The organism is Streptomyces actinomycinicus (assembly GCF_016741775.1).
GTDB classification, from domain to species: Bacteria; Actinomycetota; Actinomycetes; order Streptomycetales; family Streptomycetaceae; genus Streptomyces; species Streptomyces actinomycinicus.
The window spans coordinates 289,069-315,170 of the sequence record NZ_JAERRK010000008.1; the positions used below are offsets into that span (position 1 = coordinate 289,069).

19 protein-coding genes and 1 pseudogene are annotated in these 26,102 nt (G+C 73.8%); 9 read left to right on the forward strand and 11 right to left on the reverse strand.

Annotation, left to right across the window (positions count from 1 at the left end; genetic code table 11):
* Nucleotides 1–142 precede the first annotated feature (142 nt).
* Nucleotides 143–583 (forward strand): TIGR04222 domain-containing membrane protein, encoded by a 441-nt coding sequence (locus JK359_RS19025; protein WP_236678062.1) that lies wholly within the window; start codon nucleotides 143–145, stop codon nucleotides 581–583.
* Between the two features lie 233 nt (nucleotides 584–816).
* Here the strand turns inward: JK359_RS19025 and gcl are convergent, their stop codons facing one another.
* Nucleotides 817–2,604: a glyoxylate carboligase gene (gcl, locus tag JK359_RS19030; protein WP_201837063.1), complete on the reverse strand. Its 1,788-nt coding sequence runs from the start codon at nucleotides 2,602–2,604 to the stop codon at nucleotides 817–819.
* 237 nt (nucleotides 2,605–2,841) lie between these two features.
* Here gcl and JK359_RS19035 point away from each other — a divergent pair, with 237 nt between their 5' ends.
* Nucleotides 2,842–3,633 carry a hypothetical protein gene (locus JK359_RS19035; protein ID WP_201837064.1) on the forward strand — a complete coding sequence of 264 codons (792 nt, stop codon included), beginning with the start codon at nucleotides 2,842–2,844 and terminating at the stop codon, nucleotides 3,631–3,633.
* A 115-nt stretch (nucleotides 3,634–3,748) separates the two neighbouring features.
* Here the strand turns inward: JK359_RS19035 and JK359_RS19040 are convergent, their stop codons facing one another.
* Nucleotides 3,749–5,359 (reverse strand): AMP-binding protein, encoded by a 1,611-nt coding sequence (locus JK359_RS19040; RefSeq protein ID WP_201837066.1) that lies wholly within the window; start codon nucleotides 5,357–5,359, stop codon nucleotides 3,749–3,751.
* Complete coding sequence (locus tag JK359_RS19045) at nucleotides 5,356–7,026, reverse strand: AMP-binding protein (RefSeq protein ID WP_201837067.1); 1,671 nt, start codon at nucleotides 7,024–7,026, stop codon at nucleotides 5,356–5,358. The genes JK359_RS19040 and JK359_RS19045 overlap by 4 nt, the downstream gene beginning before the upstream one ends.
* A 114-nt stretch (nucleotides 7,027–7,140) precedes the next feature.
* On the opposite strand from JK359_RS19045, the gene JK359_RS19050 reads away from it, so the two are divergent.
* The 3 genes from JK359_RS19050 to JK359_RS19060 all read left to right on the forward strand — a co-directional run bounded on the left by JK359_RS19050 (nucleotide 7,141) and on the right by JK359_RS19060 (nucleotide 11,935).
* Nucleotides 7,141–7,971 (forward strand): helix-turn-helix transcriptional regulator, encoded by an 831-nt coding sequence (locus tag JK359_RS19050; protein WP_201837070.1) that lies wholly within the window; start codon nucleotides 7,141–7,143, stop codon nucleotides 7,969–7,971.
* Between the two features lie 152 nt (nucleotides 7,972–8,123).
* Nucleotides 8,124–10,940: an ATP-binding protein gene (locus JK359_RS19055; protein WP_201837072.1), complete on the forward strand. Its 2,817-nt coding sequence runs from the start codon at nucleotides 8,124–8,126 to the stop codon at nucleotides 10,938–10,940.
* Between the two features lie 203 nt (nucleotides 10,941–11,143).
* Complete coding sequence (locus JK359_RS19060; protein WP_201837074.1) at nucleotides 11,144–11,935, forward strand: S1 family peptidase; 792 nt, start codon at nucleotides 11,144–11,146, stop codon at nucleotides 11,933–11,935.
* A gap of 122 nt (nucleotides 11,936–12,057) precedes the next feature.
* Here the strand turns inward: JK359_RS19060 and JK359_RS19065 are convergent, their stop codons facing one another.
* Nucleotides 12,058–13,206, reverse strand: a complete 1,149-nt coding sequence (locus JK359_RS19065; protein ID WP_201837076.1) for a winged helix DNA-binding domain-containing protein — start codon at nucleotides 13,204–13,206, stop codon at nucleotides 12,058–12,060.
* A gap of 130 nt (nucleotides 13,207–13,336) precedes the next feature.
* Between JK359_RS19065 and JK359_RS19070 the strand changes: the two are divergent.
* Nucleotides 13,337–13,530, forward strand: a pseudogene (locus JK359_RS19070) (CorA family divalent cation transporter); the annotation flags it as partial.
* Between the two features lie 66 nt (nucleotides 13,531–13,596).
* Entirely contained in the window at nucleotides 13,597–14,439 is an 843-nt protein-coding gene (locus tag JK359_RS19075; RefSeq protein WP_201837209.1) for a patatin-like phospholipase family protein, read from the forward strand.
* Nucleotides 14,440–14,583: 144 nt separating this feature from the next.
* On the opposite strand, the gene JK359_RS19080 is transcribed toward JK359_RS19075, so the two are convergent.
* The 6 genes from JK359_RS19080 to JK359_RS19105 form a co-directional block, all read right to left on the reverse strand.
* On the reverse strand, nucleotides 14,584–15,876 hold the full coding sequence (locus JK359_RS19080; protein ID WP_307788176.1) for an ABC transporter substrate-binding protein: 1,293 nt from the start codon (nucleotides 15,874–15,876) through the stop codon (nucleotides 14,584–14,586).
* A gap of 20 nt (nucleotides 15,877–15,896) precedes the next feature.
* Nucleotides 15,897–17,072, reverse strand: a complete 1,176-nt coding sequence (locus JK359_RS19085; RefSeq protein WP_201837080.1) for a GlnX family signal transduction membrane protein — start codon at nucleotides 17,070–17,072, stop codon at nucleotides 15,897–15,899.
* Nucleotides 17,069–18,853, reverse strand: a complete 1,785-nt coding sequence (locus tag JK359_RS19090) for a vWA domain-containing protein (protein ID WP_201837082.1) — start codon at nucleotides 18,851–18,853, stop codon at nucleotides 17,069–17,071. Before JK359_RS19090 ends, JK359_RS19085 begins: the two co-directional genes overlap by 4 nt.
* A gap of 31 nt (nucleotides 18,854–18,884) precedes the next feature.
* A complete protein-coding gene (locus JK359_RS19095; protein ID WP_201837084.1) occupies nucleotides 18,885–21,131 on the reverse strand; it encodes a serine/threonine-protein kinase in 2,247 nt (748 codons plus the stop codon).
* On the reverse strand, nucleotides 21,128–22,816 hold the full coding sequence (locus tag JK359_RS19100) for a S1 family peptidase (RefSeq protein ID WP_201837085.1): 1,689 nt from the start codon (nucleotides 22,814–22,816) through the stop codon (nucleotides 21,128–21,130). Before JK359_RS19100 ends, JK359_RS19095 begins: the two co-directional genes overlap by 4 nt.
* Before the next feature lie 68 nt (nucleotides 22,817–22,884).
* Nucleotides 22,885–23,619, reverse strand: coding sequence for a phosphoribosyltransferase (locus JK359_RS19105; protein ID WP_201837087.1), 735 nt, complete (start codon nucleotides 23,617–23,619; stop codon nucleotides 22,885–22,887).
* A 113-nt stretch (nucleotides 23,620–23,732) separates the two neighbouring features.
* Between JK359_RS19105 and JK359_RS19110 the strand changes: the two genes are divergently transcribed.
* Together JK359_RS19110 and JK359_RS19115 are read left to right on the forward strand one after the other, a co-directional pair.
* Nucleotides 23,733–24,551 carry a polysaccharide deacetylase family protein gene (locus JK359_RS19110; RefSeq protein ID WP_372445430.1) on the forward strand — a complete coding sequence of 273 codons (819 nt, stop codon included), beginning with the start codon at nucleotides 23,733–23,735 and terminating at the stop codon, nucleotides 24,549–24,551.
* Between the two features lie 244 nt (nucleotides 24,552–24,795).
* A complete protein-coding gene (locus tag JK359_RS19115; RefSeq protein WP_201837090.1) occupies nucleotides 24,796–25,236 on the forward strand; it encodes an SRPBCC family protein in 441 nt (146 codons plus the stop codon).
* 141 nt (nucleotides 25,237–25,377) lie between these two features.
* Here JK359_RS19115 and JK359_RS19120 read toward each other — a convergent pair whose 3' ends face one another.
* On the reverse strand, nucleotides 25,378–26,019 hold the full coding sequence (locus JK359_RS19120) for a LysE family translocator (RefSeq protein ID WP_201837092.1): 642 nt from the start codon (nucleotides 26,017–26,019) through the stop codon (nucleotides 25,378–25,380).
* Nucleotides 26,020–26,102 lie beyond the last annotated feature (83 nt).

Below are 26,102 nucleotides of genomic sequence, written 5' to 3' on the forward strand. Positions count from 1 at the left end.
GGCCGTAGCCGGGTCACGCAACCCTCAGATGAACCTCTGAACGGCGCGGACCCAGGCTTCGGCGGCCCCCCGGAGCGGGCACACCACCGGCACACGGGTCCCGTCGGCACGGGGCGGCGGGACCGGCGACGGGGGGTGTCCCATGGACCGTACGACGACGATTCCGCCGGACCCGTACGCGGTCGCCCTGCTGCGTGGCGGCGCCCGCGCGGCCGTGACCGTCGCGGTGGTCGGACTGCATGTGCGCGGAGTGGTGGAGGCCGGCCGGCCGGGCACCCTGCGCAAGTCCGCGACCGGCGGTGCCGGACCCGTCCGGCATCCGCTGGAGAAGGCGGTCCGCACCGGCCTCTGCCGGCCCGCCGGACCGCGGGAACTGCCCGACCGCGCGGTGGTGCGGCGGGCCCTGGCCCGGATCCGGGCCGGTCTCGCCGCCGAAGGGCTGCTGCGCACCCTGCCGCCCGGCCGCACCCGGGCCGCCCGCCGCGAGCTGGCGGCGCTGCGGGAACGCCATCCGCCGGCTGGGACGACGGCGACGGCGGCAGCAGCCACGGTCACGGCGGCGGGCACGTCACGGCGGTCATGATCACGGGGGTGGTTGCGGGGGCGGCGGGTTCGACTGAGGGCCCGCGCGTGCGGGGACGGGGAAACCGAGGTCGGTGCGCACGCGGACGGGCGAACCGGGGATCGGTGCGCGCGGGGTCAGGGAGACCGAGGCCGGTACGCGTGGGGACGGGGAGACGGAGGGCCGGCGCGCGGGCATGGCGAAGGGGCGGCCCGCCTCCCCTGGGCGGGCCGCCCCTTCTCGCGTCAGGCGGGTCAGACCTTCAGCGGCTTGATGGACGTCGGCGCGTGGCCGGGCTCGGTGGCCAGGTCCTCGAACTCGCTGATGTCGCTGATGTCCATGGTGCGGCTCATGGAGATGTTGGTGATCCGCTCCAGGATGGCCTCGACGACGACCGGCACCTGGTACTCGGCGGCCAGCTTCTTGGCCTGCTCGAAGGCGGCGCCCAGCTGGTCCGGCTCGGTGACCCGGATGGCCTTGCAGCCCAGGCCCTCGGCGACCTTGACGTGGTCCACGCCGTAGACGCCGATCTCGGGGGTGTTGATGTTCTCGAACTCCAGGTTGACCTGGAAGTTGATGTCCAGACCGATCTGCGCCTGCCGGATCAGGCCCAGGTAGGCGTTGTTCACCAGCACGTGGACGTAGGGGATCTTGTGCTGGGCGGCGACCGCCAGCTCCTCGATCAGGAACTGGAAGTCGTAGTCGCCGGAGAGCGCGACGACCGGGGCGTCCGGGTCGGCCTTGGCGACGCCGATCGCCGCCGGGATGGTCCAGCCGAGCGGGCCGGCCTGGCCGCAGTTGATCCAGTGGCGCGGCTTGTAGACGTGCAGCATCTGCGCGCCGGCGATCTGGGACAGGCCGATGGTGGTGACGTACCGGGTGTCCGGGCCGAAGGCCTTGTTCATCTCCTCGTACACGCGCTGCGGCTTCATCGGCACGTTGTCGAAGTGCGTACGGCGCAGCAGGGTGGCCTTGCGCTCCTGGGTGGAGGCGACCCAGTCGGCGCGGTCGGGCAGTTTGCCCTCGGCCTTCAGCTCCTTGGCGACCTCGACGAACAGCTCCAGCGCGGCCCTCGCGTCGGAGACGACCCCGTAGTCCGGCGGGAAGATCTTGCCGATCTGGGTGGGCTCGATGTCGACGTGGACGAACTTGCGCTCGCCGCGGTACACGTCCAGCTTGTAGCCGGTGTGGCGGTTGGCCCAGCGGTTGCCGATGCCGAGGACGAAGTCCGACTCCAGGAAGTTGGCGTTGCCGTAGCGGTGCGAGGTCTGGACGCCGACCATGCCCGCGTTCAGCTCGTGGTCGTCGGGCAGCACGCCCCAGCCCATCAGGGTCGGGATCACGGGGGTGCCGGTCAGCTCGGCGAACTCGACCAGCAGGTCCGCGGCGTCGGCGCCGAGAACGCCACCGCCGGCGACGATGACGGGGCGCTCGGAGGCGAGCAGGAAGGAGATCGCCTTCTCGATCTGGGCGCGGGTCGCGGCGGGCTTGTAGACCGGCAGCGGCTCGTACGTCTCCGGGTCGAACTCGATCTCGGTGAGCTGGACGTCGATCGGCAGGTCGATGAGGACCGGGCCAGGACGACCGGAGCGCATCAGGTGGAAGGCCTGCTGGAAGACGCCGGGGACCTGCGCGGCCTCCAGGACGGTGACCGCCATCTTCGTGACCGGCTTGGCGATCGAGGCGATGTCGACGGCCTGGAAGTCCTCCTTGTGGATCACGTGGGTGGGCGCCTGGCCCGTGATGCACAGGATCGGGATGGAGTCGCCGATGGCCGAGTACAGGCCGGTGATCATGTCGGTGCCGGCGGGGCCGGACGTGCCGATGCAGACGCCGATGTTGCCCGGCTTGGTGCGGGTGTAGCCCTCGGCCATGTGCGAGGCACCCTCGACATGGCGGGCGAGGGTGTGGTTGATGCCGCCGCCCTCTTTGAGGGCCTTGTAGAACGGGTTGATCGCAGCGCCCGGCACACCGAAGGCGTCGGTGACGCCCTCGCGCTTGAGGATCTCAACTGCCGCGCGGGCAGCGGTCATACGAGCCATCGAGTACTCCTGCTTCGGCTGTCGGATGCGTACTCCCGTCGCGCCCCGCGGCGAGCACGGTCTCCAGATTTTCCAAACTTCCGCATTGCGGAAATTAACTTCTACTATCTGGAAGCAATGTAGAAGGGTGCGCGAAGGTCGTCAAGAGCGGTCCGGACAGCGGAAAGCGCCGGACAGGAGCGGCGCGGAGGGAGCACCATGGGAGCGCCGTCCCGACGCGACGCCTTGGAGTGGGCCATGCCCGAGAGGATTCCGGTGCGCTGTCCGGTCTGCCGGCGCGCGCACATGTACAGCGCGCCGGCGTACCCGTGCGCGTGCGGGGCCCCTGCCGCGCCGCGCCTGGATCCGACGGTGGAGCCGACGGTCGCCGCGCACCGCGCGTGGGACGACGAGTGGCTCACCGTGCCGTGCACCGCCTGCGGGCGCGGCAACCAGTGGCCGCACCCCGAGCTGGGCTGCCCGTGCGGCACGGTGCTGCGCGTCCCGGTGGCCGGCCCGGCTGATCCCGCCCCGGCACCGGGCGACCCGGCGGACACCGCCCCAGCACCGGCCGACCCGGCGGACACCGCCGCCGCGCCGCACCCCACCGAGGCCTCGGAACCGGCCGGATCGCGCCCCGCTTTCCAGCCGCGCCCCATCCGCACCGCCCGCGACGCCGTGACCACCGCCGCGCTCTACCTGCGCTGGCTCGGCTACCGGGGCATCCGCCGGGCCGACCAGCGGCCGCCGAACGGCATCGGGCTCGCCGCCCGCGGACTGCTCGCCCAGGTGGACCCGACCGTACGGCCGGCCGCCCCACGGGACGTGGAGTGCCTGTGGCTGACCGCGATGACGGAGTCCGCGGACTGTGTGTACTTCTCCCTCGCCGGCTTCAGCGACGACGCCCGGACCGGCGCGGACGCGCTCGGCGTTCCGCTGTTCGTACTGGACCTGGAGGGCGCCCCCCAGCCGGTGAACGAGTGCGCCGGCACGCTGCACGCCGAAGGCGCGCCGGACCCGGGGGCCCGGACGCGGGACGGACGGACCTGACCGCCCCGCGGGGCGGGTGCGCAGACGGTTCCCGGGCCGGGTGCGCCGCCGACGGCGCGCTCGTCCACCCGGGAACCGCCCTCGGGCATGAAGCGAATGCTCGGTTACCGCGGTTTCACACCTGGTACATCTCCCGCAGTTCCACCTTCCGCACCTTTCCGGACACCGTCATGGGGAAGGAGTCGAGGATCCGCAGCCTGCTGGGGATCTTGTAGTGCGCGAGCCGGCCCTCGCAGAAGGCGCGGAGTTCCTCCAGGGTGAGGGGGGCGGCCGGGTCGCGCGGGATGACGCAGGCGAGGACCTCCTCGCCGTACTTCTCGTGCGGCACCCCGACGACCTGGACGTCCTGGATCTTCGGGTGGGCGTAGAGGAACTCCTCGATCTCGCGCGGGTAGACGTTCTCTCCGCCACGGATGATCATGTCCTTGATGCGGCCGACGATCTCGACGTACCCGTCCTCGCGCATCACCGCGAGGTCGCCGGTGTGCATCCAGCGGCCCGCGTCGATCGCCTCGGCGGTCTTCTCCGGCTCGTTCCAGTAGCCGAGCATCACGCTGTAGCCGCGGGTGCACAGTTCCCCCGCCGTGCCGCGGGGCCGGGTCACGCCGGTGGCCGGGTCGACGACCTTGACCTCCAGGTGGGGCAGGACGCGGCCGACGGTGGCGGTGCGGTGCTCCAGGTCGTCGTCGATCCGCGTCTGGAGCGACACCGGGGACGTCTCGGTCATGCCGTAGCAGATGGAGACCTCCGCCATGTGCATCTCGGCGACCACCCGCTTCATCACTTCCACCGGGCAGGGCGAGCCGGCCATGATGCCGGTGCGCAGGGTGGAGAGGTCGTAGGAGGCGAAGTCGGGGAGGTTCAGCTCCGCGATGAACATGGTCGGTACGCCGTACAGGGAGGTGCAGCGCTCCTGCTGCACCGCCTCCAGGGTGGCCGCCGGGTCGAAGGACGGGGCCGGGATCACCATGCAGGCGCCGTGCGAGGTGGCCGCCAGGTTGCCCATGACCATGCCGAAACAGTGGTAGAAGGGCACCGGGATGCAGATCCGGTCCTGTTCCGTGTAGGCGACCGACTCCCCGACGAAGTAACCGTTGTTGAGGATGTTGTGGTGGGACAGGGTGGCGCCCTTGGGGAAGCCGGTCGTGCCCGAGGTGTACTGGATGTTGATGGGGTCGTCGCAGGACAGCTCGCCCGCACGGACCCGGAGTTCCTCGCGCAGGCCGGGCGTGCCACGCCCGAGCAGCTCCTGCCAGCTCGGGTCCCCGATGTACACGACCTCCCGCAACTGCGGGCAGGCGCCCCTTACTTCCCCGACCATCGCCCGGTAGTCACTGGTCTTGTGACGGAGGGACGCGAACAGCAGCGAGATGCCGGCCTGGTTCAGGACGTACTCGACCTCGTGGGTGCGGTAGGCCGGGTTGATGTTGACCATGACGGCGCCGATACGGGCGGTGGCGTACTGCACCAGCACCCACTCGGCGCAGTTCACCGCCCAGATGCCCACCCGGTCGCCCTTGGCGACGCCGCTCGCCAGCAGCGCGCACGCCAGATCCTCGACGTCGGCGGCGAACCGGGCGTAGGTCCAGCGCCGCCCCGACGGCACGTCGACCAGTGCCTCGCGGTCCGGCCAGGCGGCCACGGCCCGGTCCAGGTGGGCGCCGATGGTGTCGCCGAGCAGGGCGGTGGCGCCCGTTCCGTGCGTGTACGACAGTGCCGAGGTCACCGGAAGTCCTCCTCGCGGTACTCGTTCGCCGAGCCCGCGGCCGTGGCCTCGCGCAGCTCGATCCGGCGGATCTTGCCGGAGACGGTCTTGGGCAGCGCGCCGAACTCCAGCCGGCGGATGCGCTTGTAGGGGGCGAGCACGTCCCGGGAGTGCTCGAAGAGCACCTTCGCGGTGTCGGGTCCGGGCGTCCAGCCCTCGGCGAGGACGATGTACGCCTTGGGCACGGCGAGCCGCAGCTCGTCCGGTGCGGGGACGACCGCCGCCTCGGCCACCGCCTCGTGCTCCAGCAGCGCGCTCTCCAGCTCGAACGGGCTGATCTTGTAGTCGGAGGCCTTGAAGACGTCGTCGGCGCGGCCGACGTAGGTCAGGTAGCCGTCCTCGTCGCGGGCGGCGATGTCACCGGTGCGGTAGTAGCCGCCCGCCATGGCCTCGGCGGTGCGGTCGGGGTCGCCGTGGTAGCCGGTCATCAGGCCGACCGGGCGCTCGGAGAGGTCGAGGGCGATCTCGCCCTCGGCGGCGCCGGGCGCGCCGGAGACCGGATCGAGGAGTTCGACGCGGTAGCCGGGGCTGGGGCGGCCCATCGAGCCCGTCTTCAGCTGCTGGCCGGGGCTGTTGGAGACCTGGACGGCCGTCTCGGTCTGGCCGAAGCCGTCCCGGACGGTCACCCCCCAGGCCCGCCGTACCTGCTCGATCACCTCGGGGTTCAGCGGCTCGCCCGCGGCCAGCACCTCGCGGGGCGGGGTGCGCAGCTGGCCGAGGTCGGCCTGGATGAGCATGCGCCACACGGTTGGCGGTGCGCAGAAGGTGGTGACGCCGGCCCGGTCCATCTCGGCCATCAGCCGGGCCGCGTCGAAGCGCGTGTAGTTGAAGACGAAGACGGTCGCCTCCGCGTTCCACGGCGCGAACAGGTTGGACCAGGCGTGCTTGGCCCAGCCCGGCGAGGAGATGTTGAGGTGCACGTCGCCGGGGCGCAGGCCGATCCAGTACATGGTGGCCAGGTGCCCGATCGGGTACGAGGTGTGGGTGTGCTCGACCAGCTTGGGGTGGGCGGTGGTGCCCGAGGTGAAGTAGAGCATCAGCGGGTCGTCGGCCAGGGTCGGCCCCTCGGGGACGAAGTCGGCGGGCGCGGCGTACGCGTCCTCGTAGGGCTCCCAGCCCTCCTCCGGCAGGCCGCCGACCGAGATCCGGGTGTAGGCGCCGGGCACGCCGGCGAACTTTGCGGTGTCCTCGGCCCGGACGACGACGTGCTTCACCCGGCCCCGTTCCACCCGGTCGCGCAGGTCGGCGGGGCCGAGCAGCGGAGTGGCCGGGATGACCACCGCGCGCAGCTTCATCGCGGCCAGCGCGGTCTCCCACAGCTCGGCCTGGTTGCCGAGCATGACGAGGACGCGGTCCTCGGCGCCGACCCCGCGCTCGTGCAGCATGCGGGCCACCCGGGTGGAGCGCTCGGCCAGCTCGGCGAAGGACAGCCGGGTCTCGGTACCGTCCTCCTCGACGATGTGCAGCGCCGTGCGGTCGTTGCCGGCGGCGATCACGTCGAACCAGTCCAGCGCCCAGTTGAAGTGCTCGGGGCGCGGCCAGGCGAACCCGTCGTAGGCGGTGGCGTAGTCCTCGCGGTGTTCCAGCAGGAAGTCCCGGGCCCCGCGGAACATCTCGGTCGCCGTCATCCACGTCCTCCTCAGTGCCGGACCATTGCCGGGCGGCTCTCTGGCATCGTCTAATCCGTGATGCAGGTCTCACTACCCCCGAACGGGGGTGTGGACGACCGAAGGGGCGAACAGGTGACGGCAGATGCGGTGGGGGCGGTGGAGATCGGGGGCGCGCTGGCCCGGCTGCGGCGTGCGACGGGGCTTCCCGTCGCCTTCGGCGGTCTGGTGGAGTCCGGCCGGCCGCAGATCCGCATCAGTGAGCTGAGCGGCACCACCACGGCCGCGCTGCACTCGCTCGCGGTGACCTCCGGCAGCGGCCTCGGCGGCAAGGCGGTGGCGCTGGCCCGGCCGTGCGCGGTGGCGGACTACTCCAGCTCCCGGCAGATCAGTCACGAGTACGACGTGCCGGTGGCCGCCGAGGGCATCCGCTCGGTGCTCGCGGTGCCGGTGGTGGTGCGGCGCCGGGTGCGGGGGGTGCTGTACGGCGCGCTGCGCTCGGCCCGGCCGCTCGGTGACCGCACGCTGGGCGCGGCGGTGGCGGCGGCGCGGGACGTGGAACAGGCGCTGGTGGTGCGGGACGAGGCACAGGGGTTGCTGGCGGCGGTCCGGCCGGAGCCGGCCGGCACCGGCCGGGGCGCCCCGTGGGAACAGGTGCGCGAGGCGCATGCCGCGCTGCGGGCCCTGGCGTCCCGGATCACCGACCCGGGCCTGCAAGCCGAACTGCTGGCCGCGTGCGGACTGCTGACCGCGACACCGCGGGCCGGGGGCGTGACCCTGGCGCCACGGGAGCTGGACGTGTTGTCCTGGGTGGCGGCGGGGTCCACCAATGCGGCGGTGGCCGAGCGGCTGGGCCTGCGACCGGAGACCGTCAAGGGGTATCTGCGCTCGGCGATGCGGAAGCTGGGCGCGCACACACGAGGGGAGGCGGTGACAGCGGCCCGCAGGGCGGGGCTGCTGCCGTAGCCGGAGGCGGCGAGGAAACTTTTCCATTCATCTGGCGGCGCCTTGAATTTCCCTATGCTTGACCGTTTGTTATTTCCCTCACCACGGCTTCCGTCCGAATTTCAAGGATCGTTGCCTAGAATTTGGCCCGGACACGACACACGAGGGGAGCGGTGACCGTGCGACGGGACTTCCAGGAGCCTGCCAGGATCCGCCCCGACCTGGTCATCGGCCGCGAGGAGTTGTTCGCCGGCGCCCGTGAGCAACTCGCCTCGGGGGGCAGCGTGCTGCTCCACGGCCCTGCCGGAATAGGGAAATCCACCATCCTGCGGGCATTGGCCGAGGAATACGGCGCCGCCGCGCGCACCGTGTTGCGCTGCTCCGCCACCGAGTCCGAATCGCACCTTCCGTTTCTCGCCCTCGCCGACCTGCTCGGTCTGGTCCTCGACGACGTCGCCCCCCGGCTGCCCGCCGCCCAGCGCACCGCCCTGGAGTCGGCGCTCACCGGCCGCGGCGAGTCCAGCCTCCAGCGCGACGGCCTCGCCCTGCGCCTGGCGGTGCTCTCCGCGCTGCGCACCCTCGCCGACCGCGGCCCGGTCCTGGTCGTCGCCGACGACCTGCAGTGGCTGGACCCGGCCAGCGCCGAACTGCTCGGCTTCGCCGCCCGGCGCCTGGAGGGCACACCCGTGCAACTGCTCTGCGCGGTCCGCACGGAGGCGCAGGAGAGCCAGGAGTACGACCGCCACCTGCGCGCCTGTCCGCCGGACACCCTCGCGGTCCGGCTGGGCCCCCTCTCCCGGGCCCAGGTCGCCCAGCTGCTCGACCACCGCGGCCACGGCGGCCTGCCCCGCTCCACGGTCCGCGACATCCACCGCACCAGCGGCGGCAACCCGCTGTTCGCGCTGGAACTCGGCCGCGCCCTCGCCGGCAGCCCCACCCCGCCCCGGCCCGGCGAGCCGCTGCCCGTGCCGACCTCGCTGCGCGCCCTGGTGCTCAGCCGCCTGGACATGCTCTCCGTCGAGGCCCGCCGCACCCTGCTGGTGGCCAGCGCCGGCGCCCGCCCCACCCCCGCGCTGCTGCACGCGGCGGGCCGGGAGAACGCCGAGGCCGAGTGCGCCCAGGCCGCCGAACTCGGGCTGCTGGCCACCGAGCCGGACGCCCCGGCCGTCCGCTTCGCGCATCCGCTGATCTCCGCCGCGCTGTACGCGGAGGCGCCCGCCCAGGAGCGCCGGGCCGCCCACGCGGCCCTGTCCACCGCCGCATCCGACCCGATCGAACGGGCCCGGCACCTGGCCCTGGCCACCACCGGCACCGACCCCGAGGTCGCCGCCCGGCTCGCCGAGGCCGCCGCCCTCGCCCGGGACCGCGGGGCGCCTTCGGTCGCCGCCCAGCTCGGACTGCTCGCCGCCCGGCACACCCCCGCCGACGGCAGCCCCGGCCAGGAGGAGCGCCGGCTCACCGCCGCGGAGGACGCCATCACCGCCGGCGAGGTCGACCTGGCCCGGGACATCGCCCGGGAGGTGCTGACCCGGGCGACTGTGCCCGCCGACCGGGTGCGGGCCTGGATCATCGTCATCGACACCGCCGGCCACACCATGGCCGAGGTCGACGCCGTCTTCCCGCAGGCGCTCGCCGACGCCGGCGACGACCCCCGGCTGCTGGCCCTGGTCCACTACCAGCTGGCCTGGCGGGCCCTCATCGTCGAGGGCGACTTCACCGAGGCCCGGCAGGCCGCCGCGCACTCCGCCGAGCTGGCCGCACGCGGCGGCGACCGGCGCACCGAACTGCTCTCCCTCGCCTTCCAGGCGCAGACGGAGACCCTGATGGGCCATCCGGAGGCGCCCCGCACCATCAAGCGGGCCCTGACGGAACCCCAGGACCCCCGGGTGACCTGGCATCACAACGGCGCCGGCAGCGCCCGGTTCCGCTGGCTGGTGATGAGCGACCAGCTGGCCGAGGCACGGGCCACGGTCACCGCCCTGCTGCGCGAGGTCCGCAAGCGCGGCTCGGTGGAGAGCGAGGTGCACTTCCTGCGTGGCCTCGCCGAGACCGAACTGCGCGCCGGGCACTGCGGGCGCGCGCTCGACCTGGCCCGCGACAGCCTGCGCCTCGCCCGGGACTCCGGGATCGGCGAGACCGCCTCGGCGATGCTCACCTCGCTCGCGGAGGCCTCCGGCGGCGACGTGGACCGGGCACTGGCGCTCGCGCGGGAGGCGGTGGAGCACGCCGAGGAGGACGGCGACCAGATGTACCTCTCCCGGGCCCTGGGCGCCCTCGGTTACGCCCAGCTGGTGGCCGGGGATCCGGCGGGCACCGTCCGCTCGCTGCGCCGGGTGCGCCGGCTGGAGCTGGGGCTCGGCATCACCGACCCGGCCCGGGGCCGCTGGCAGGGCGACCTCGCCGAGGCGCTCGTCCGGATCGGTGAGCCCGCCGAGGCGCAGGACGTCATCGACACCAGCCGGGAGCACGCACTGCGGCTCGGCCGGGGAAGCGTGCTGGCCGTGCTCGACCGGTCCGAGGCCCTGGTCCGCGCGGCCCAGGGCGACCTGGAGGCCGCCGTCGCCCAGCTGACGTCCGCTCAGGACCGGCTGACCGGGCTCGGCTACGGCCTGGAGGAGGCACGGGCCGCGTTCGCCCTGGCCCGGCTGCGCGGCAGGCGCCCCGGCTCACCGGCGTACGACGAGGCCACCCGGATGTTCCGCCGCTGCCGGGCGCTGCCCTGGCTGCGCCAAGTGGACGAGGCCCTCACCCCCGAGCCGGAACCCGCGCCGGCCGTACCGGACGCGCTGGACGCCCTGCACGTGCTGGCCGCGATGGAGCGTCAGGTCGCCTCGCTCGTCATGGAGGGCGCCACCAACCGGGAGATCGCGGCCCGGCTGTTCATCAGCGTGAAGACGGTGGAGGCGACCCTGACCCGGGTCTACCGCAAGCTGGGGATCCGTTCGCGCGTCGACATCGTCCGATTGGCCGCAGGTCGACGGGCGCGCTGAGCGGCGCGCTAGTTAACTGATCCGGACCGAGGGTTTTCCCTCACCCAACCCCCTAGGGGGTTCCCTCATTGGGAGCCGAGGGTTCCGGGTCCTAGCGTAAAGGGCGTGCCGCTCGCCCGGGCACATGGGGGTCGGTCCCGCGACCCCCATGCACAACCCACCCGCGCGATCCCCCACCGGTGCAACCCCCACTGAGGAGACTCATGTTCGGGCCCAGACGTGCCAGAAAGACCGCCGCGACCCTGGTGGCCACCGCCGCCGCAGCGGCGACCGCGCTGATCGCCGCCCCCACGGCGAACGCCGCGCCCCAGCCCATCGTCGGCGGTACGACCACCACGACGACCGCGTACCCGTTCATGATGCAGATCACGGACGCGTCCCAGAACCAGTTCTGCGGCGGCACCCTCGTGGCGCCCAAGAAGGTCGTGACGGCCGCGCACTGCATGGTCGGCGAGAGCACCGGCAGCGTCCGCGTGGTCGGTGGCCGGACCTACCTGAACGGCACCAACGGCACGGTGAGCCGGGTCAGCAAGATCTGGATCAACCCGGACTACACGGACGCCACCAACGGCGACGACGTGGCCGTGCTGACCCTGTCGACGTCGATGCCGTACACCGCGGCGAAGTACGTCTCCTCCTCCCAGACGAGCGTCTACGCGGCCGGCACCACGGCCCGGATCCTCGGCTGGGGCACCACATCGGAGAACGGCAGCTCCTCCAACCAGCTGCGGACCGCGACCGTCCCGGTCGTGTCCGACTCCAGCTGCCGTTCCTCCTACGGCTCGGACTTCGTGCAGTCCGACATGGTGTGCGCCGGCTACAGCGCCGGCGGCGTAGACACCTGCCAGGGCGACAGCGGCGGTCCCCTGCTCATCGGGGGCGTCCTGGCAGGGATCACTTCCTGGGGCGAGGGGTGCGCGGAGGCGGGTTACCCGGGTGTCTACACCCGGCTGACCGCCTTCTCGGACCTGGTGACCGCACAGGTCAACTCGTGACCCGGAAGACTTCCCGAGCATCCCTCGGGTGATTGCCAGGGTGCGTTGCGGGCCACCACGAGCGGCCCGCAACGCACCCTATCCATGCACGGTGCGCTCCCACGCCTCGAGCGGGTGCACCCTCACCGTCGTACGACGTCACCGAAGCGGATGTCGTACGACGCCTCCGGGTGCATGACGCGCAGCAGCCGCTCGCCCTCCTCGGTCACCTGCTCCCGCTGGGCCTTCGTCAGCGCGCCGAACGGCTCGACCACCAGGGTGCCCGGGTCGAGTTTCCACAGGCCGGCCAGGAAGCCGTCGACCAGCAGGGTCCGGTGGGCCTGGTTGCCCGTCCAGCTCCGGCCCCGGTGGGCGGCCGGTACGACGCGGGCGCGGTCGGCGTGGGAGAGCAGGAGATTGTCGAACTCGGGCAGGAAGCGGGGCGGGGCCGGGACGTCCGGGCCGGGGCGCGGGGCGTCGGGCAGGTCGAACAGTTCCACGCCGTTCGGGTCGCGGAACGTCAGCAGCCGGGGGCGCAGCCGGTCGAAGGCGGGCCGCAGGCGGGTGAGCCCGGCCCAGGTCTGCATGTCCTTCACGGAGGCGGGGCCGAAGGCCGCGAGATAGCGCAGGATCACGGACTCCGGTTCCGGAGCCGGTCCCGCGGGGCGGCCCAGCCAGTGCTCGGCGGTGGTGAGGGCGACCTGACCGCTCTCCCCCCACAGGCCGCGCGGGGTGACCTGGACGAGCGGGAGCGTGCAGCGGGCGGCGACGGCGAGGGCCCCGGGGTCGGCGTCCGGCCAGACGGCGCCGAGGGCCTGGCGCAGCTGGGCCATGGTCCGCGGTCCGGCCTCGACCAGGTCGCGGGCGACGGCGGCGAGGCGGTCCAGGTCGACGCCGGCCAGGCCGGAGCGGAAGTTCACCAGTTCGCGGTCGCGGGCCGGCTGGACGAAGGGCCGCAGGGCGAGGCAGTCGTCGGCGGTGTGGGTGTGGATCGTGGAGCGCAGGGTGACGATCCGGACGACCTCGCGGCCGGCCATGAGCGTGGACAGCCGCTCCGGCGCGAAGCCGTCCAGGCGGGCGGCGAGGGCGTAGTACGGGGGCCGGACGTTCTGCGCCTGGAGGCCGACGAGGTGCCCCACCGCGTCCAGGACGGACCTGCCGGACCGGCGCAGCAGGAGCTGCCGGGCGAGCGTGGCGCGGTTCAGGGCGCGGGCGTCCAGCACGGGCGCCGCCGCCGTGCTCGTCGCGCCGCTGCCACGGGCACTGCTGCGCTGTGCGCTGCTCTTCGTCATGGCCGCACGCTAACGCCCGTTGCGGACACCCGGTGTCCGCAATACGCGAAGCGCTCCCGCACCGGGCCGGGCACCCGTCCCGGGAGACCGTGGACATCCTGCTCCCACCCCCGCTGAGTGATCACGCGGGCAGAGCGAGGAGGTCAAGAAGATCTCGTCGTGGGCAGCCGTCCTCTTCGCGCCCACCCTCGTCGGCACGATCTAGGCATGGACTTCCGGCACATGCCGGAGCTGGGCCGGACCTTCGGATACCCCTTCGCCGTCGGGCTGATGGGAGTGGTGTGTCTGACGCTGTACCTCGTCTTCGAGAAGCGGGACTGGCTGTGGGGAATGTCCGTGGTCCGTGCGGTGTCGTACCGGTGGACCGGGGACTCGGCGGAAGGGGCGGGAATGAACGAGGCGTTGGTGCTGGGCGGCGGCGGTGTGGGCGGGATCGCCTGGATGACCGGGCTGCTGGCGGGGCTCGCCGATGCCGGGCGGGACCTGACGGGGGCCGAACTGCTGGTGGGTACGTCCGCCGGGTCGGCCGTGGCGGCCCAGCTCGGCAGCGGGCTGGGCCTGGACGAGCTGTACGCCCGGCAGGTGGAGCCGGCACTGCAGGCCGCGGAGATCATGGCCGAGATGGACCTGGAGAAGTTCGCCGCGGAGATCGGCGCCGCCGCCGCATCGGCCGCATCGGTGGCGGAGTTGCGGCGCGCCGTCGGACGGGTGGCACTCGGGGCGCGCACGGTCTCCGAGCCCGAGCGGCGCGCGGTGATCGAGTCCCGGCTGCCCTCCCACGGGTGGCCGCGGCGGGCACTGAAGATCGTGGCGGTGGACGCGGAGAGCGGTGAGCCGCGGGTCTTCGACCGGGCCTCGGGCGTACCGCTGGTCGATGCCGTGGCGGCGAGCTGCGCCGTGCCGGGCGTATGGCCCCCGGTCACGATCGGCGAACGCCGGTACGTGGACGGCGGGATACGTTCCGTCGCCAACGCCGACCTGGCCGCCGGGGCCGGCCGGGTGCTGGTGCTGTCCCCGATGGGCGGCACCGAGCCGTTCCCCAGCGAGCAGCCGCTGGAGCGGTCTGTGGAGGAGCTGCGTGCCCAGGGCGCCGAGGTCGCGGTCGTCGTTCCCGACGAGGCGTCGGCCGCGGCGATCGGCGACAACGCGCTGGACCCGGCCACCCGCCGCCCGGCCGCCGAGGCGGGCCGGGCACAGGGACGCACGCTCGCCCTCCCCTGGGGGCAGGACTGAGCCTGCACACGCCCACGGCAGAGGGCTGACCAGACACACGCCCACGGCACAGGGCTGACCACGCACACGCCCCTGGCACAGGGCTGACCCCGGCCTGTGCCTGCCGGCCCACGGCGACGGCGGGCCGGCAGGGCTGGCGCCGGTTCAGGGTCTGGGATCGCACACGGACGGTACCCAGGTCAGCCCCGGGGTGTCACTGAGGGTGTCCAGGGAGCGCAGCAGCGCGTCCAGGTGCCGGGAGTCGGCGAGGAATTCGATCGTCGCCTCGGCGAACGCGTCGCGTACCGAGGGCGGCATCGCGTCGGAGGCGTCGAAGCAGTGCACCGCGCCCTTGTCCAGCAGGACGGCGGCGAGGGAGCGCTGCCAGGGGGAGATGCTCCCGGGAGCGGGCTGGGCGCCGGTGTGGACGGAGAAGCCGGACTCCGCGACACTCCAGGCGCGTTGGGCGTCTGCCGATGCCAGGTAGCGGATCAGCCGCTCGGCCTGCGGGGTGCTGTGCAGCAGGGCGACCAGGTCCCCGGAGACCTCCCACGCCTGGTTGGCGGGTGCCCCGAACAACAGCCGCGCCGACGGCTCGTAGCGGCCGTCGACGCGCTTCCAGGGGGGCTTGCTGCGGATGAACGACGCCTGGTGCTCCAGCGTGCAGCCCCGTGGGCTCGCGGCCACCGGTCGCGACGCCTCCCCGTACGGCGTCTTCAGGGCCCGCCGGACGAGGCCGGGGTCGCCGTCGGCACCTACCAGGTCGCGCCAGGTGGTCCACGCCTTCCTCACCTGTGGCGACCGCCAGGGCAGATCGCCGCGCGCCCACTCCTCGTAGACGCGCGGGCCGGACTGCTGGAGCAGGATGTCCTCGATCCAGTCGGTGCCGGGCCAGCCACTGGTGGCGCCGGACCCCATGCCGACGCACCACCGGGCCGGCTGCTCCACCGCCTGCCTGCGCTGCTCCTCACCCACGTCTGCCGGGTACCAGACGATGCTCTTCACATCCGCCTTGAGCGGGAACCAGTAGACGTGCCCATCCGCGAGCGGCGTGGCCCAGGACGTGCCGAAGTCGGCACCGCGCACGAGACCTTCGAGGGGCACGAGGTGCTTCTGCCGGGCGTACTCGGCCAGTTCCCCCGGGCCGGTGAGCACCACCACGTCGGGCGGCGTCCCGGCCTCCACGTCCGCCCCGAGCACCTGGCTCTCGGCGTTGCTGCCCTGGTAGTCGACGTGGATGTGGTACTTCCGCTCGAACGGTTCGATGACCGCCTTCCGAAAGTGCGATTCGTCGTCGGCGGTCCAGTTGGCGAGGAGGGTGACGGTCGGTTCCTGCCCGAGGGCGCGTACGCCGATCACGACGGCCGCCGCCAGGACGGCCAGGCAGCTCGCCACGACGGTGACGGTGCGGACCAGACGGCGGGAGGAGCGGGACGGGGGGCCGGGGGCGGCCGTCACGGGGCCGCCGGGGCAGGCGCTCACCGGGGCCTGAACCGGTAGTCGGCGATGTGCCGCCGCAGGCCTGTCTCGGCCAGTGTCATGAGCAGGATGCCTCCGATCAGGATCCACACCGCCGCCGCCGCGCGGAAGCCGGTGTGCGCCAGGTACGAGGCGGTGTCCTGACCCGCCTCGGGAATCCGCCGTCCGGTCAGTGAGCGGTCGAGCAGGACACGGGTGTCCGTCATGCCCTGCTGGGTCCATACGGTGAACAGCACGGCGGTGACGACTCCGCCGGCCAGCAGGACCAGGGCGCCGAGCAGCTGGCGGTTGAAGCGGCGCCGGAAGCGGCGGCGGAGGAAGAGCTGGGTCTCCAGGAGCGCCGCGGCGAGGGCGAGGCCCAGCAGCAGGGTCACGACCCAGACGAGCCACATCATCGGGCCGAACGAGGTCTGCTGCTGCACGGCGTGGCGCTGCTGGCGTTGCAGGGCCGTCAGGCGGGCCTGGATCCCGGAGTGCTCCTCCGTCAGGACGCTGGTGGCGTAGCTCAGGTAGGCCTCGCGCAACGCGCTGCCGTCGGGCTGGAGTTGGGACTGCTGGACCTTGACCGCGTAGACGGTGATCAGTCCGGCGATGGTCTGCAGGGTCTGCCGGCCTCCCGTTCCTCCGACGTCGTCCGCGGCGGCGGCCGACAGGCTCTCCACGGCGACGGAGATCTGCCTCTGGAAGTCGCTGGTCGGTGCCGCCGAGTTGGCGGCCTTCTGGGCCTGGCCGAGGGCGTACTGCGCGGTGTCGAGGGAGAGCACGGCCGGGGCGCTGGAGGTGCGCAGCGGGTTCGCGTCCCCGTGCACGCCCTGGTACGACAGGAACAGGGACAGCGTGAGCAGGGCCGACAGGGTCAGCAGCAGGCGGTGGCGGACCGCGAGGTCGTGGGCGGTCGTACTGCCGCCCTCCGGCGGAGGCTGTCCGACGCCGAGGAGCCGGGCGAGCGGGCGGCGCGGCGAACGCCCTGGTGCACGGCGGTCGGCCGGGACGGTGCGCCGACGCGACCGGACCCCCGGCCCCGCGGCCACGCCGGCGCCGGCGCCCGGCGCGGTGCCGGCACTCGGAGCGGGGGCGGCGCCCGGGGTGGGGGCGGCGCCCGAGATGGGGGCGGTGCCCGAGATGGGTTCGCCGCCGGCGTCGCTGCCGGGCTTCGTGCCTCTGCCGGTGCTCATGCGGACCCCCTCAGCAGCCGCCCGCAATCGCCCCCGCAGTACACGGAGTCGGCGGGACCGAGCCAGGTGCAGTACGGGCACTCGACGAGTCCGTCGGCACGGCCGGGGAACGGGGGTCCGGCGACGCCGGGCGGGGAAGGAACGCCCGCCCCGGCACGAGCCCCGGCCCCGGCACCAGCACCAGCACCGGGCCCGTCGCCGGGCCCGGCACCGGGTGATCCGGAGACGCCGTCCCCGCGGCGCACGGGGACACCGGCCCCGCGCGAGGGGGCAGCACTGTCGCTCTCCGGCCCCGCAGCGGCCCTCCCGTGCCCGGGCGGTGCAGGCGCTGCCCCTCCCCCGGCCCCGGACGTCGAGCCGCCCCCCGGGGCCCCGGAGGCCTCGGTTCCGGTCGGCGTCGGTGGTGTCGGGTGTGCGGCCGACGGCTGCTGCGAGGCCGTCGTCAGGGCGCTGGAGAGGATCAGGTGCTGCCAGTCGACGCTCTTGAGGCCGGCCCGGACCCGGGCGGTGCCCGGTGCCGCCTCGATCTGCCGGAGCGCGGTGAGCAGCTGGGTGTCGCCCAGTTCGGCGGCCAGGGCGAGCGCGTGGGCGAGGGCGCGGTCGGCCATGGCGTTGCCGTCCGGGCCGCGCAGCCAGGCGCGGTAGGCGCGCACGACGGCGGCGCTCGCCTGCTGGTACAGCTCGTGCCGGCGGACGCCGGGATGCTGCCGGGAGGCGTCGAGCGGGTTGTCGGTCCAGCGCACCAGGACCGGCTGCGGCGGGGGCAGCCGTACCGGCCGGCCGAAGTCGGGCACGACGATCTCCACGGCGGCGAGCTGCAGGTCCTCGCCGGTCTCCCGGCCGGTCGGGTCGGCGGTCAGGACGACCTGGAAGTGCCGTACCTCGTCGCCCCAGGCGCGGGTGACGTACTCCGCGCCGCGCCCGCCGGAACCGGCCGTGACGGGCAGCAGTTCCTGCTCGCTGGGCACCACCTGTTTGACCTGGCGGATCACCGTGCCCGGGGTGGGGGTGAGCCGGATGCGCAGCTCGGGCACCGCCGTGCCGAGCAGTCCGGCCACCAGTTCCTCGTAAGCCGTGGTCAGTTCGGACTCGGCGCGGACGGCCCGGGCCCGGCCGTGCAGCCGCTTGGTGATGCGCAGCAGCAGCTCGGCGTCCCAGTCGTCGCCGATGCCCCAGGCGTCGCAGACGAACCGGCCGTCGCAGGCGTCGAGCGCGTTGTCCAGGGGCATGGCGGCCCGGTGGTCGTGTTCGTTGTGTCCGTCGGTGAGCAGCAGGACGTGTTTGACGGGGGCGGGGTGGTCCTTGAGCAGCCAGCGGGCGAGGTCGAGCCAGCTGCCGATGGCGGTGCCGCCGTCGGCGTCCAGGATCCGGATGGAGCGTTCTGCGGCCTGGCGTTCGGCGGGTCCGGCGACTGCGAGCACCGGGCGGCCGGGTCCGGGGTGGACCAAGGTGGCGTCGAACCGCCCGGAGAGCACGGCGAACGCGGTGCCGTCGGGCAGCATCCGGACGGCGGCCACGGTGGCGTCCTTGGCCGCGTGCAGTTTGGCGGCCGGGTGGAGCATCGAGCGGGAGGTGTCGACGATCAGCACCTCGGCCAGCGCGGGTCCGGTGCCGGTGACGGGCGCGCCGGCGTGTTCCGGGACGTCCGGGCCGCGGACGCCGATCTCCAGGATGGCGTGCATGTCGCGGTCGGTCCCGCGCCGGGCCGGGTCCGGCACGGCGGGCAGTTCCTTCTGCTGACCGACCGCGAGCGTCACCTCGGTCTCCTCGGCCACGGTCATCGGTGCTTCTCCCAGTGGGGTCGTGGATGGGTCAGAACGTGGTCATCGGCCGGACCGCGTGGGCCAGGTCGAGCAGGCGGCCGTGCCGGCCCGCGGTGCGGGCCTGCGCGGCCAGCTGCCGGAAGGACTGCTCCAGCAGGGTGCGCAGGCTGTCCTCGTCGCCGGGCCCGAGGAGGTCCCCGGCCGGGAACTCCGGTCCCCAGCCCTGGTCCGGCCGGCTGTGCAGGGCGTTCTCGCGGACCTCGGCGACCAGCCGGGCCCGGGACTCGCCGGCCGCGGCGCCGCCGTCCAGACGGAGTCCCGGCAGTCGGCGGGCCGCGTCCCGCAGGCCGGCCGGGGTGGGCGGGCTGCCGCGCAGGACGCCCGCGCGGATGCGTACGGCCGCGATGCGGGCGGCGTCGTGGTGCCGGGAGGTGGCGGGGACCTCGTCCAGGACGTGGACGGCGGCGTCCCGGTCGTCTCCGGCCAGGTGGCCGCGGGCCAGGCCGAAGGCGGCGGCGGTGTGCGCGGAGTCCCGTTTCCAGACGGCCTCGTAGAACCGCATGGCCCGGGCCGGGCGTCCGCCGCTGGTGTGCTCGGCGCAGTAGCCGAGGGCGAGTTTGGGCACGTACTCGCCGGGGAGCGCGCGGTGGACGGCGTCGAAGCAGACGCCGGCCCGGTCCACCTCGCCCCTGCTGAGGTGCAGCACGCCGTGGTGCCAGGCGATGCGCCAGTCGTGCCCGGCGCGTTCGCCGAGCTGGGTCTCGGCCTCGGCGAGCCAGCTCTCCGCCGCCTGCTGCTCGCCCTTGCGGAGGTAGGCCCTGCACAGCCACAGCGCGGTCTCGGGGGTGCCGAGGCGGGATTCGTGGGGCCACTGCCGGGCGACCCGGTCGGGGGCGTCGGGCGGGAAGGTGTCGAGCAGCAGGGCGGCGCCGTCGCCGGGATCGGGGACCGGCTCGGGGAGGGCGCCGGCGACCTCGGCGGCAGGGGGCGGGGAGACGTCCAGGGCGACGGGCTGTTCACCTGGGCGCGCGGTCCAGTGGTCCAGGGAGGGTATCGCGCCGAGTCCGGCGTCCAGGCTGGCACCGGTGGCGCGGAACCGGGTGGAACTCTCCGGCAGCTGCTCGCCGAACTGCAGGGAGCGGAACTCGCGCAGGACCTCCCAGAGTTGGCGGGACATCTCGGCGGCCGAGCGGAACCGGGCGCGGGGTTCGGCGTGGGTGGCGCGGTCGATGAGCCGGCGGAAGGAGTCGGGGGCGAGTCCGCGGGCGGGTTCGATGCCGCGGGCGAGGGTCTCGAGGGTCATGCCGACGGTGTAGAGGTCGCTGTCGACGTGCCAGCCGCGTCGGTCGATCTCCTCCTTCGGCGGGGCGAAGCCGGCCGTGTAGACGTAGGCGGAGGTGCGGTCGCCGATGGCGCGGACGGCGCCGAGGTCGATGACCTTGATCGCCCGGCCGAAGTGGATGACGTTGGCGGGCTTCATGTCGCAGTAGAGGAGCCCGCGTTCGTGCATGTACTCCAGGGCACCGAGGATCTTGCAGCCGTAGGTGAGGACGTGGTCGAGGCGGGGGCGGCCGTGGAAGATCCGCTCGGCGTCGTCGGCGTCGAAGAGCTGCTGCAGGGAGCGTCCGCCGATGTAGTCCATGACCAGGTAGCCGGTGGGTGAGCTGCCGGGCACGTGGTGTTCGGCGTAGGTGATGATGCGGACGATGTCGGGGTGGTGGAGGTCGGTGAGGGAACGGCGTTCCTCGACGGCGGTGCGTCGGGCGAGGGCGTCGTGGACGTTGATCTGGCCCTTGAGCGCGACCCTGTGACCGTCGGCGCGGGTGTCCTCGGCGAGGTACACCCAGCCGAGGCCGCCGTGGGCGAGGCAGCCGAGGACGCGGTAGTGGTCCGCGACGAGGTGGCCGGGGGCGAGCTGGGGCAGGAACGAGTAGGGCGTGCCGCAGCGCGGGCAGCGGCCGCTGGCGCGGGCGGGCTGGCCGCCGTAGCCGACGCCGATGGTCATGGTGCAGCCGTCGGCGCCGCAGCGCCGGCCCCCGGTGGGCGGGCGGGGGTTCTCGACCAGCACTTCGTCGGGGACGGGCACCTCGGGCAGTACGACGAGTCCGTGCTGGTCGAGGTCGCCGACGCCGGCGACGGCGTGGACGGTGGCCGGGCCGGGGGTGTCCGCCGCGGGGGCGGCCGGGGGCCGGGCCGGTGGTGCGACGCGCGGTTCGGCGTGCCGGTGGCCGCAGGTGTCGCAGTAGCCGGTGCCCATGATGTGGCCCGCGCAGCCGGGCCGGACACACGAGGTCACGAAGCGCCTTCCTTTCCGGATGCGGTGGCGGAGCAGAAGCCGACGAACCGCTCCACGGCGGCCTCGGCCCGCTCGATGTCGCAGGGACTGTGCCGCAGCAGCGACAGGGCGTCCTCGTAGAGCCGGTATGCCTCCATGACCCGGTCGCCGTGGGCGGCGGCCCGCTGCCGGCACAGCGGCCACTCGGCGCCGACCCGGCCGAGGAGTTCGTCGCGGCGCCGCAGCCGGGCGTCGAGCAGTTCGATGGCCTCCTCCAGGCGCCGCCGGCGGCGGCCGACGGCGGCCTCGAAGGTGAACAGCAGGTCGGCACGCCCGGGTTCGCGCTCCTGTTCCGGAGTGTGGGCGACCCAGGCGCGCAGCATCACGGTGCGCCGCACGCCGGCCGAGGCCCGCTCCAGCAGCCGGCGGTGGCCGGGGCCGGGCAGCACGCGGTCCCGGCGCGCCTCGAGCGCGGGCCCCAGCTCGTCGGTGACCCGGCGCAGTTCGGTGTGCAGGCGGACCCAGCGCTCGCGCAGCGGGCGGTGGACGAGCGTCTCGGCGGCCCGGTCGGCGCTGTCGCCGGGGCGGAACACCAGCAGCAGCCGGGCCCCCTGCCGGGCGAGCCGGTCCGACAGGCCGAGCAGGGCGTCCGGTTCGGCCGCCTCGTCCACGGCGACCAGGACGGCGGCCAGGGGGAGGCGCAGCGTGCCGAGCCGTTCGGGCCGGGGGTCGTCGCGGATGCCGAGGCGTTCGGCGATCCGGTCCATGACCTCGGCGGCCGTGAGTCCCTTGACGTCCAGGGCGAGGTCGTGGGCGCCGGCGGGCGGTACGGTCTCGGGCGGGTCGTGGCTGACGGCGCTGGTGTTGCGGTGGGTGCGCAGTTCCCGGTCGGCGAGGGTGACGGCCCGCTGCAGGGTGAAGGCGCGGTCGCCGGTGGCGGGGACGACGGTGACGAGGACCGGCCAGCCCTCGCCGCGGAACCAGGCGGTGAGTTCGGTGGCGAACGGGACGTCGAGCCGGCCCGCGGCGGCGCTGGTGCTGGTGCGCAGCCGCGGGTCGACGGCCTCGGCGCCGTCCGTCCAGGCGGCGACCTGCGGGAGATGGCTGAGGATGGTCTCGGTCGGACTCATGTAGCTGAAGACGGAGCCCGGCCCCTCGTCCACGCTGAGGACGATGCCGATGACCTCGTCGGTGGCGTGGTCGACGACTCCGCCGCCGCTGAAGCCGGGGGCGGCGCGTTCGTCGGGGGTGAGCGGCCGCAGCTGCACCTGGCTGTCCCGGCCGCGGGCGGCGACCAGGGTGGCGCCGTGCCAGCGCCCGCCGTCGTCGCCGGCCGGGAAGCCGTACATGCTGACGGGTCCGTGGGGAGCGGCGAGCCGGTAGAGCCGGGTCGTGTGCTCGGCGGGCAGCGGCGCGGCCAGCCGCAGCAGTGCGAGGTCGCCGATGCGGTCACCGAAGGCGTCCGCGCGCGGGGGCACGTGCTCGTCGGGAAGGACGGTGGCGGCGACGGCGGCGAGGCCGGGTACGCCGACGAGGCGGACGGCGTAGGACCGGCCGGGATCGACCACGTGGCCGGCGGTGAGTACCCGGCGGGGGGCGAGCAGCACCCCCGCGCCGAGCACCCGCCCGTCCGGCGCCTCGATGCGCGCGATCCAGGACGGCGTCCGTAAGCGCGATGTGACGACTCGCTCCCCCGTGCGCGTCATGCCCCCGAGGTTACTCCGCGTACCCGTCCGGTACTACTGGTGTGCGCGGGGTCGTTGCGACGACGAGATCACGGCCGCCCTGACCTCCGGGGCCGACCCGCCTGGAGGCCCTGCCGGCCGCCGGCCTCGCCGGGCGCCCCCCGCGCCGCGGACCGGGCCTGGACCCCGCCGAGCGCCGCCAGCACCGCCGAGTCGCTGACCTGCTCGAAGTCGTCGTACCACTGGCCGACCGCACAGAAGCCGGCCGGGCGGCAGGGGCAGACGACCTCGTCCGCCTCGTTGGCGAGCAGATCGAGGGAGCCGGGGGCGCCGACCGGCACGGCGAGGACGAGGCGGGCGGGGGCGCGGCGGCGGACGTGGCGCAGGGCCGCGCGGGCGGTGGCGCCGGTGGCCAGTCCGTCGTCGATCACGATCACCGTGCGGCCCTCGAGGTCGGGCGCCGGCCGGCCGCCGCGGTAGCGCCGCTCGCGGCGGTGCAGTTCCTCTCGCTCGCGGGCCACCGCCGCGGCGAGGGAGTCCTCGGTGAGGCCGAGCCCGGCGAGGGTGCCGGCGTCGAAGAGCGGCGGGTCGTCCGCGGCGAGCGCGCCGACCGCGAACTCCCGGTGGTGCGGGGCGCCGATCTTCCGGACGACGAGCACGTCGAGCGGGGCCCCGAGGGCCCGGGCGACCGGTTCGGCGACCGCGACCCCGCCGCGGGGCAGGGCGAGGACGAGGACCGGGGCGTCCAGTGCGCCCTGTTCGCGCAGGCCGACGAGGATTCCGGCGAGTTTCCGGCCGGCTTCGGCACGGTCCCGGAAGCGCATGGGTGGTCCTTCCGCCGGGTTTGCCGCCCCCCTGCAATCCATGGTGCTACGGCGGCATCCCCCACCCCGAGAATTCAAACAAATGCTCTATACACACAGTGTATAGTCCGGGCATGCCTCTACTGACCGAAACGATCCCGGCCCCTGACCACGCGACCAGGAAGATGCGCGGCACGCCCCGAAGGTTGCGTCTTTCCGCGCTCGCGTCCGCGGCGGCCTGTCTGGCCCTCACGCTGTCCGGCTGCGCCCAGGTCGACACGACGGCGCCCAGTACCGTGCGAGCCGAGGCGGCGCACGGGGCACCGGCGAAGTTCGGGACCGTCGACTGCCGACAGGCCAAGTGCATCGCGCTCACCTTCGACGCGGGGCCCAGCGAGAACTCGGCGCGGCTGCTGGACATCCTCAAGGAGAAGAAGGTGCCGGCGACCTTCTTCCTGCTCGGCAAGCGGCACATCGAGAAGTACCCCGAGCTGGTCAAGCGGATGGCGGACGAGGGCCACGAGGTCGCGAGCCACACCTGGGACCACAAGATCCTCACCCGGATATCCGACGCCCAGATACGCCAGGAACTGAAGCGCCCCAACGACGCGATCGAGCGGCTCACCGGGCACAAGCCGACGCTGATGCGCCCGCCGCAGGGCCGTACCGACGCGAACGTGCACGAGATCTGCAAGGAGCTGGGCCTGGCGGAGGTGCTGTGGAGCGTGACCGCCAAGGACTACACGACCAACGACTCGGCGCTCATCACCCAGCGCGTCCTCGATCAGGCCTCCCGGGACGGGATCATCCTGCTGCACGACATCTACGAGGGCACCGTGCCGGCCGTCCCGGGCATCATCGACGCGCTGAAGGCCCGCGGGTACGTCTTCGTGACCGTCCCCCAGCTGCTGGCGCCCGGCAAGGCCGAGCCCGGCACGGTGTACCGCCCGTAGACCAGCGGGCCGCGGGGCGGCACGGTCGGGCAGGCACCGGCGGCGAGGGGTGCCGCGGCACGCCGTGTGCGTGTCCGGTGGTGTCGTCGGTGCGGCACGGGCGCCGGGAAGCCCGGCCGCGGTACGGCGCCTCGTCCGCCGGCTGTTTCCGGGTACGACTCCTCACGGACACCGGAATACGCCGCCGGACCGAGACCTGCGGTCATTCCGCAGGTGACCGGCGGTCATTGCCTACGATCGTGCCGTGCCCACCATCTCGTTCGAACGCACGGCCCCCCTCCCGCTCGAGGAGACGTGGCGCCGGCTCACGGAGTGGCCCCGCCACGCCGACGCGGTCCCGCTGACCCGCATCAGGGTCCTCACGCCCGCGCCGACCCGCGAGGGCACACGTTTCGTGGCCCGCACGGGCGTGGGCCCGCTCGCCGTCGCCGACGTCATGGAGGTGACGGTCTGGCGCCCGCCGGCCGCCGGTGAGGGCGGCCTGTGCCGGCTGGAGAAACGCGGCCGGATGATCCTCGGCTGGGCGGAGATCGAGGTGCGGCCGGGTCCCGGGGGCCGCAGCCGGGTGGTGTGGCGGGAGGAGCTGCGGGTGCGCCTGCTGCCCCGCGCCTTCGACGGCGTCCTGAAGTCGGCGTCCCTGCTGATGTTCGGCCGCGCGGTGAACCGGCTGCTCAGGCGGGCGTGAGCCGGTCCCGGCGGTCAGTCCTCGCGGCCGGACCAGCCCTTGCGGCCGGTCCCTCGCAGGCCCGCTCGCTCCTCGCAGGCCCGGTCAGTCCTTGCGGGCCCGCTCAGTCCTTGCGGGCCCGGTCACTCCTCGCAGGCCCGGTCAGTCCTTGCGGCCGGTCACCGCGACCGTCACGCCCAGGCCGATCATCGTCAGACCGCCCGCTCCCCCGACCGCGGCCAGGCGCCGGGGTGACCGGGCGAACCAGTCCCGGGCCGCGGAGGCGCCCAGCCCCCACACGCTGTCGGAGATCACGGCGATGATGTTGAAGACCAGTCCGAGCAGCAGCATCTGCGCCGGGACGTGCCCTGCGTCGCGGTTCACGAACTGGGGCAGCACGGCGGCGAAGAACACCATCGTCTTGGGGTTGGCGACGCCGACGGCGAACCCTTCCCAGAGCGTGCGCAGGCTGCCGTGCGCGGGGCCGCCGGACTCCGCGACCGCGGCCCCCAGGGAACCGCGCTGCCGCCACGCCTTGACGCCGAGGTGGACGAGGTAGGCGGCGCCCGCCAGCTTCAGCGTGGTGAAGACGACGACGGAGCGCTCCACGACGGATCCGACGCCGAGCGCCACGGCCGCCACGAGGAGGTACGCGCCGAGCGTGTTGCCGGCCACGGTGGTCAGCGCGGCGCGGCGCCCGTGCGCCAGGGCCCGTCCGATCACGAACAGAACGCTGGGGCCGGGCACCAGGATGAGCAGGAAGGAGAGGGCGGCGAAGGCCGCCAGCCGGTCGGCGGACACCATGCCGTCATGCAACACAGTGGGGGCAGCGGACCGCAAACGGATTTCCCGACGGACCGGCCCGCTCGCGGACCCGTCCGCACGGC

Excerpts from the sequence above, each read along its gene's own strand:
- JK359_RS19085 (WP_201837080.1), bottom strand. The coding sequence starts at position 17,072 with ATGAGCACCGGCAGAGGCACGAAGCCCGGCAGCGACGCCGGCGGCGAA.
- JK359_RS19045 (WP_201837067.1), bottom strand. The coding sequence starts at position 7,026 with ATGACGGCGACCGAGATGTTCCGCGGGGCCCGGGACTTCCTGCTGGAA.
- JK359_RS19120 (WP_201837092.1), bottom strand. The coding sequence starts at position 26,019 with ATGGTGTCCGCCGACCGGCTGGCGGCCTTCGCCGCCCTCTCCTTCCTG.
- JK359_RS19060 (WP_201837074.1), top strand. The coding sequence starts at position 11,144 with ATGTTCGGGCCCAGACGTGCCAGAAAGACCGCCGCGACCCTGGTGGCC.
- gcl (WP_201837063.1), bottom strand. The coding sequence starts at position 2,604 with ATGGCTCGTATGACCGCTGCCCGCGCGGCAGTTGAGATCCTCAAGCGC.
- JK359_RS19090 (WP_201837082.1), bottom strand. The coding sequence starts at position 18,853 with ATGACCGTGGCCGAGGAGACCGAGGTGACGCTCGCGGTCGGTCAGCAG.
- JK359_RS19035 (WP_201837064.1), top strand. The coding sequence starts at position 2,842 with ATGCCCGAGAGGATTCCGGTGCGCTGTCCGGTCTGCCGGCGCGCGCAC.
- JK359_RS19110 (WP_372445430.1), top strand. The coding sequence starts at position 23,733 with ATGCCTCTACTGACCGAAACGATCCCGGCCCCTGACCACGCGACCAGG.
- JK359_RS19100 (WP_201837085.1), bottom strand. The coding sequence starts at position 22,816 with ATGACGCGCACGGGGGAGCGAGTCGTCACATCGCGCTTACGGACGCCG.
- JK359_RS19075 (WP_201837209.1), top strand. The coding sequence starts at position 13,597 with ATGAACGAGGCGTTGGTGCTGGGCGGCGGCGGTGTGGGCGGGATCGCC.
- JK359_RS19065 (WP_201837076.1), bottom strand. The coding sequence starts at position 13,206 with ATGACGAAGAGCAGCGCACAGCGCAGCAGTGCCCGTGGCAGCGGCGCG.
- JK359_RS19025 (WP_236678062.1), top strand. The coding sequence starts at position 143 with ATGGACCGTACGACGACGATTCCGCCGGACCCGTACGCGGTCGCCCTG.
- JK359_RS19105 (WP_201837087.1), bottom strand. The coding sequence starts at position 23,619 with ATGCGCTTCCGGGACCGTGCCGAAGCCGGCCGGAAACTCGCCGGAATC.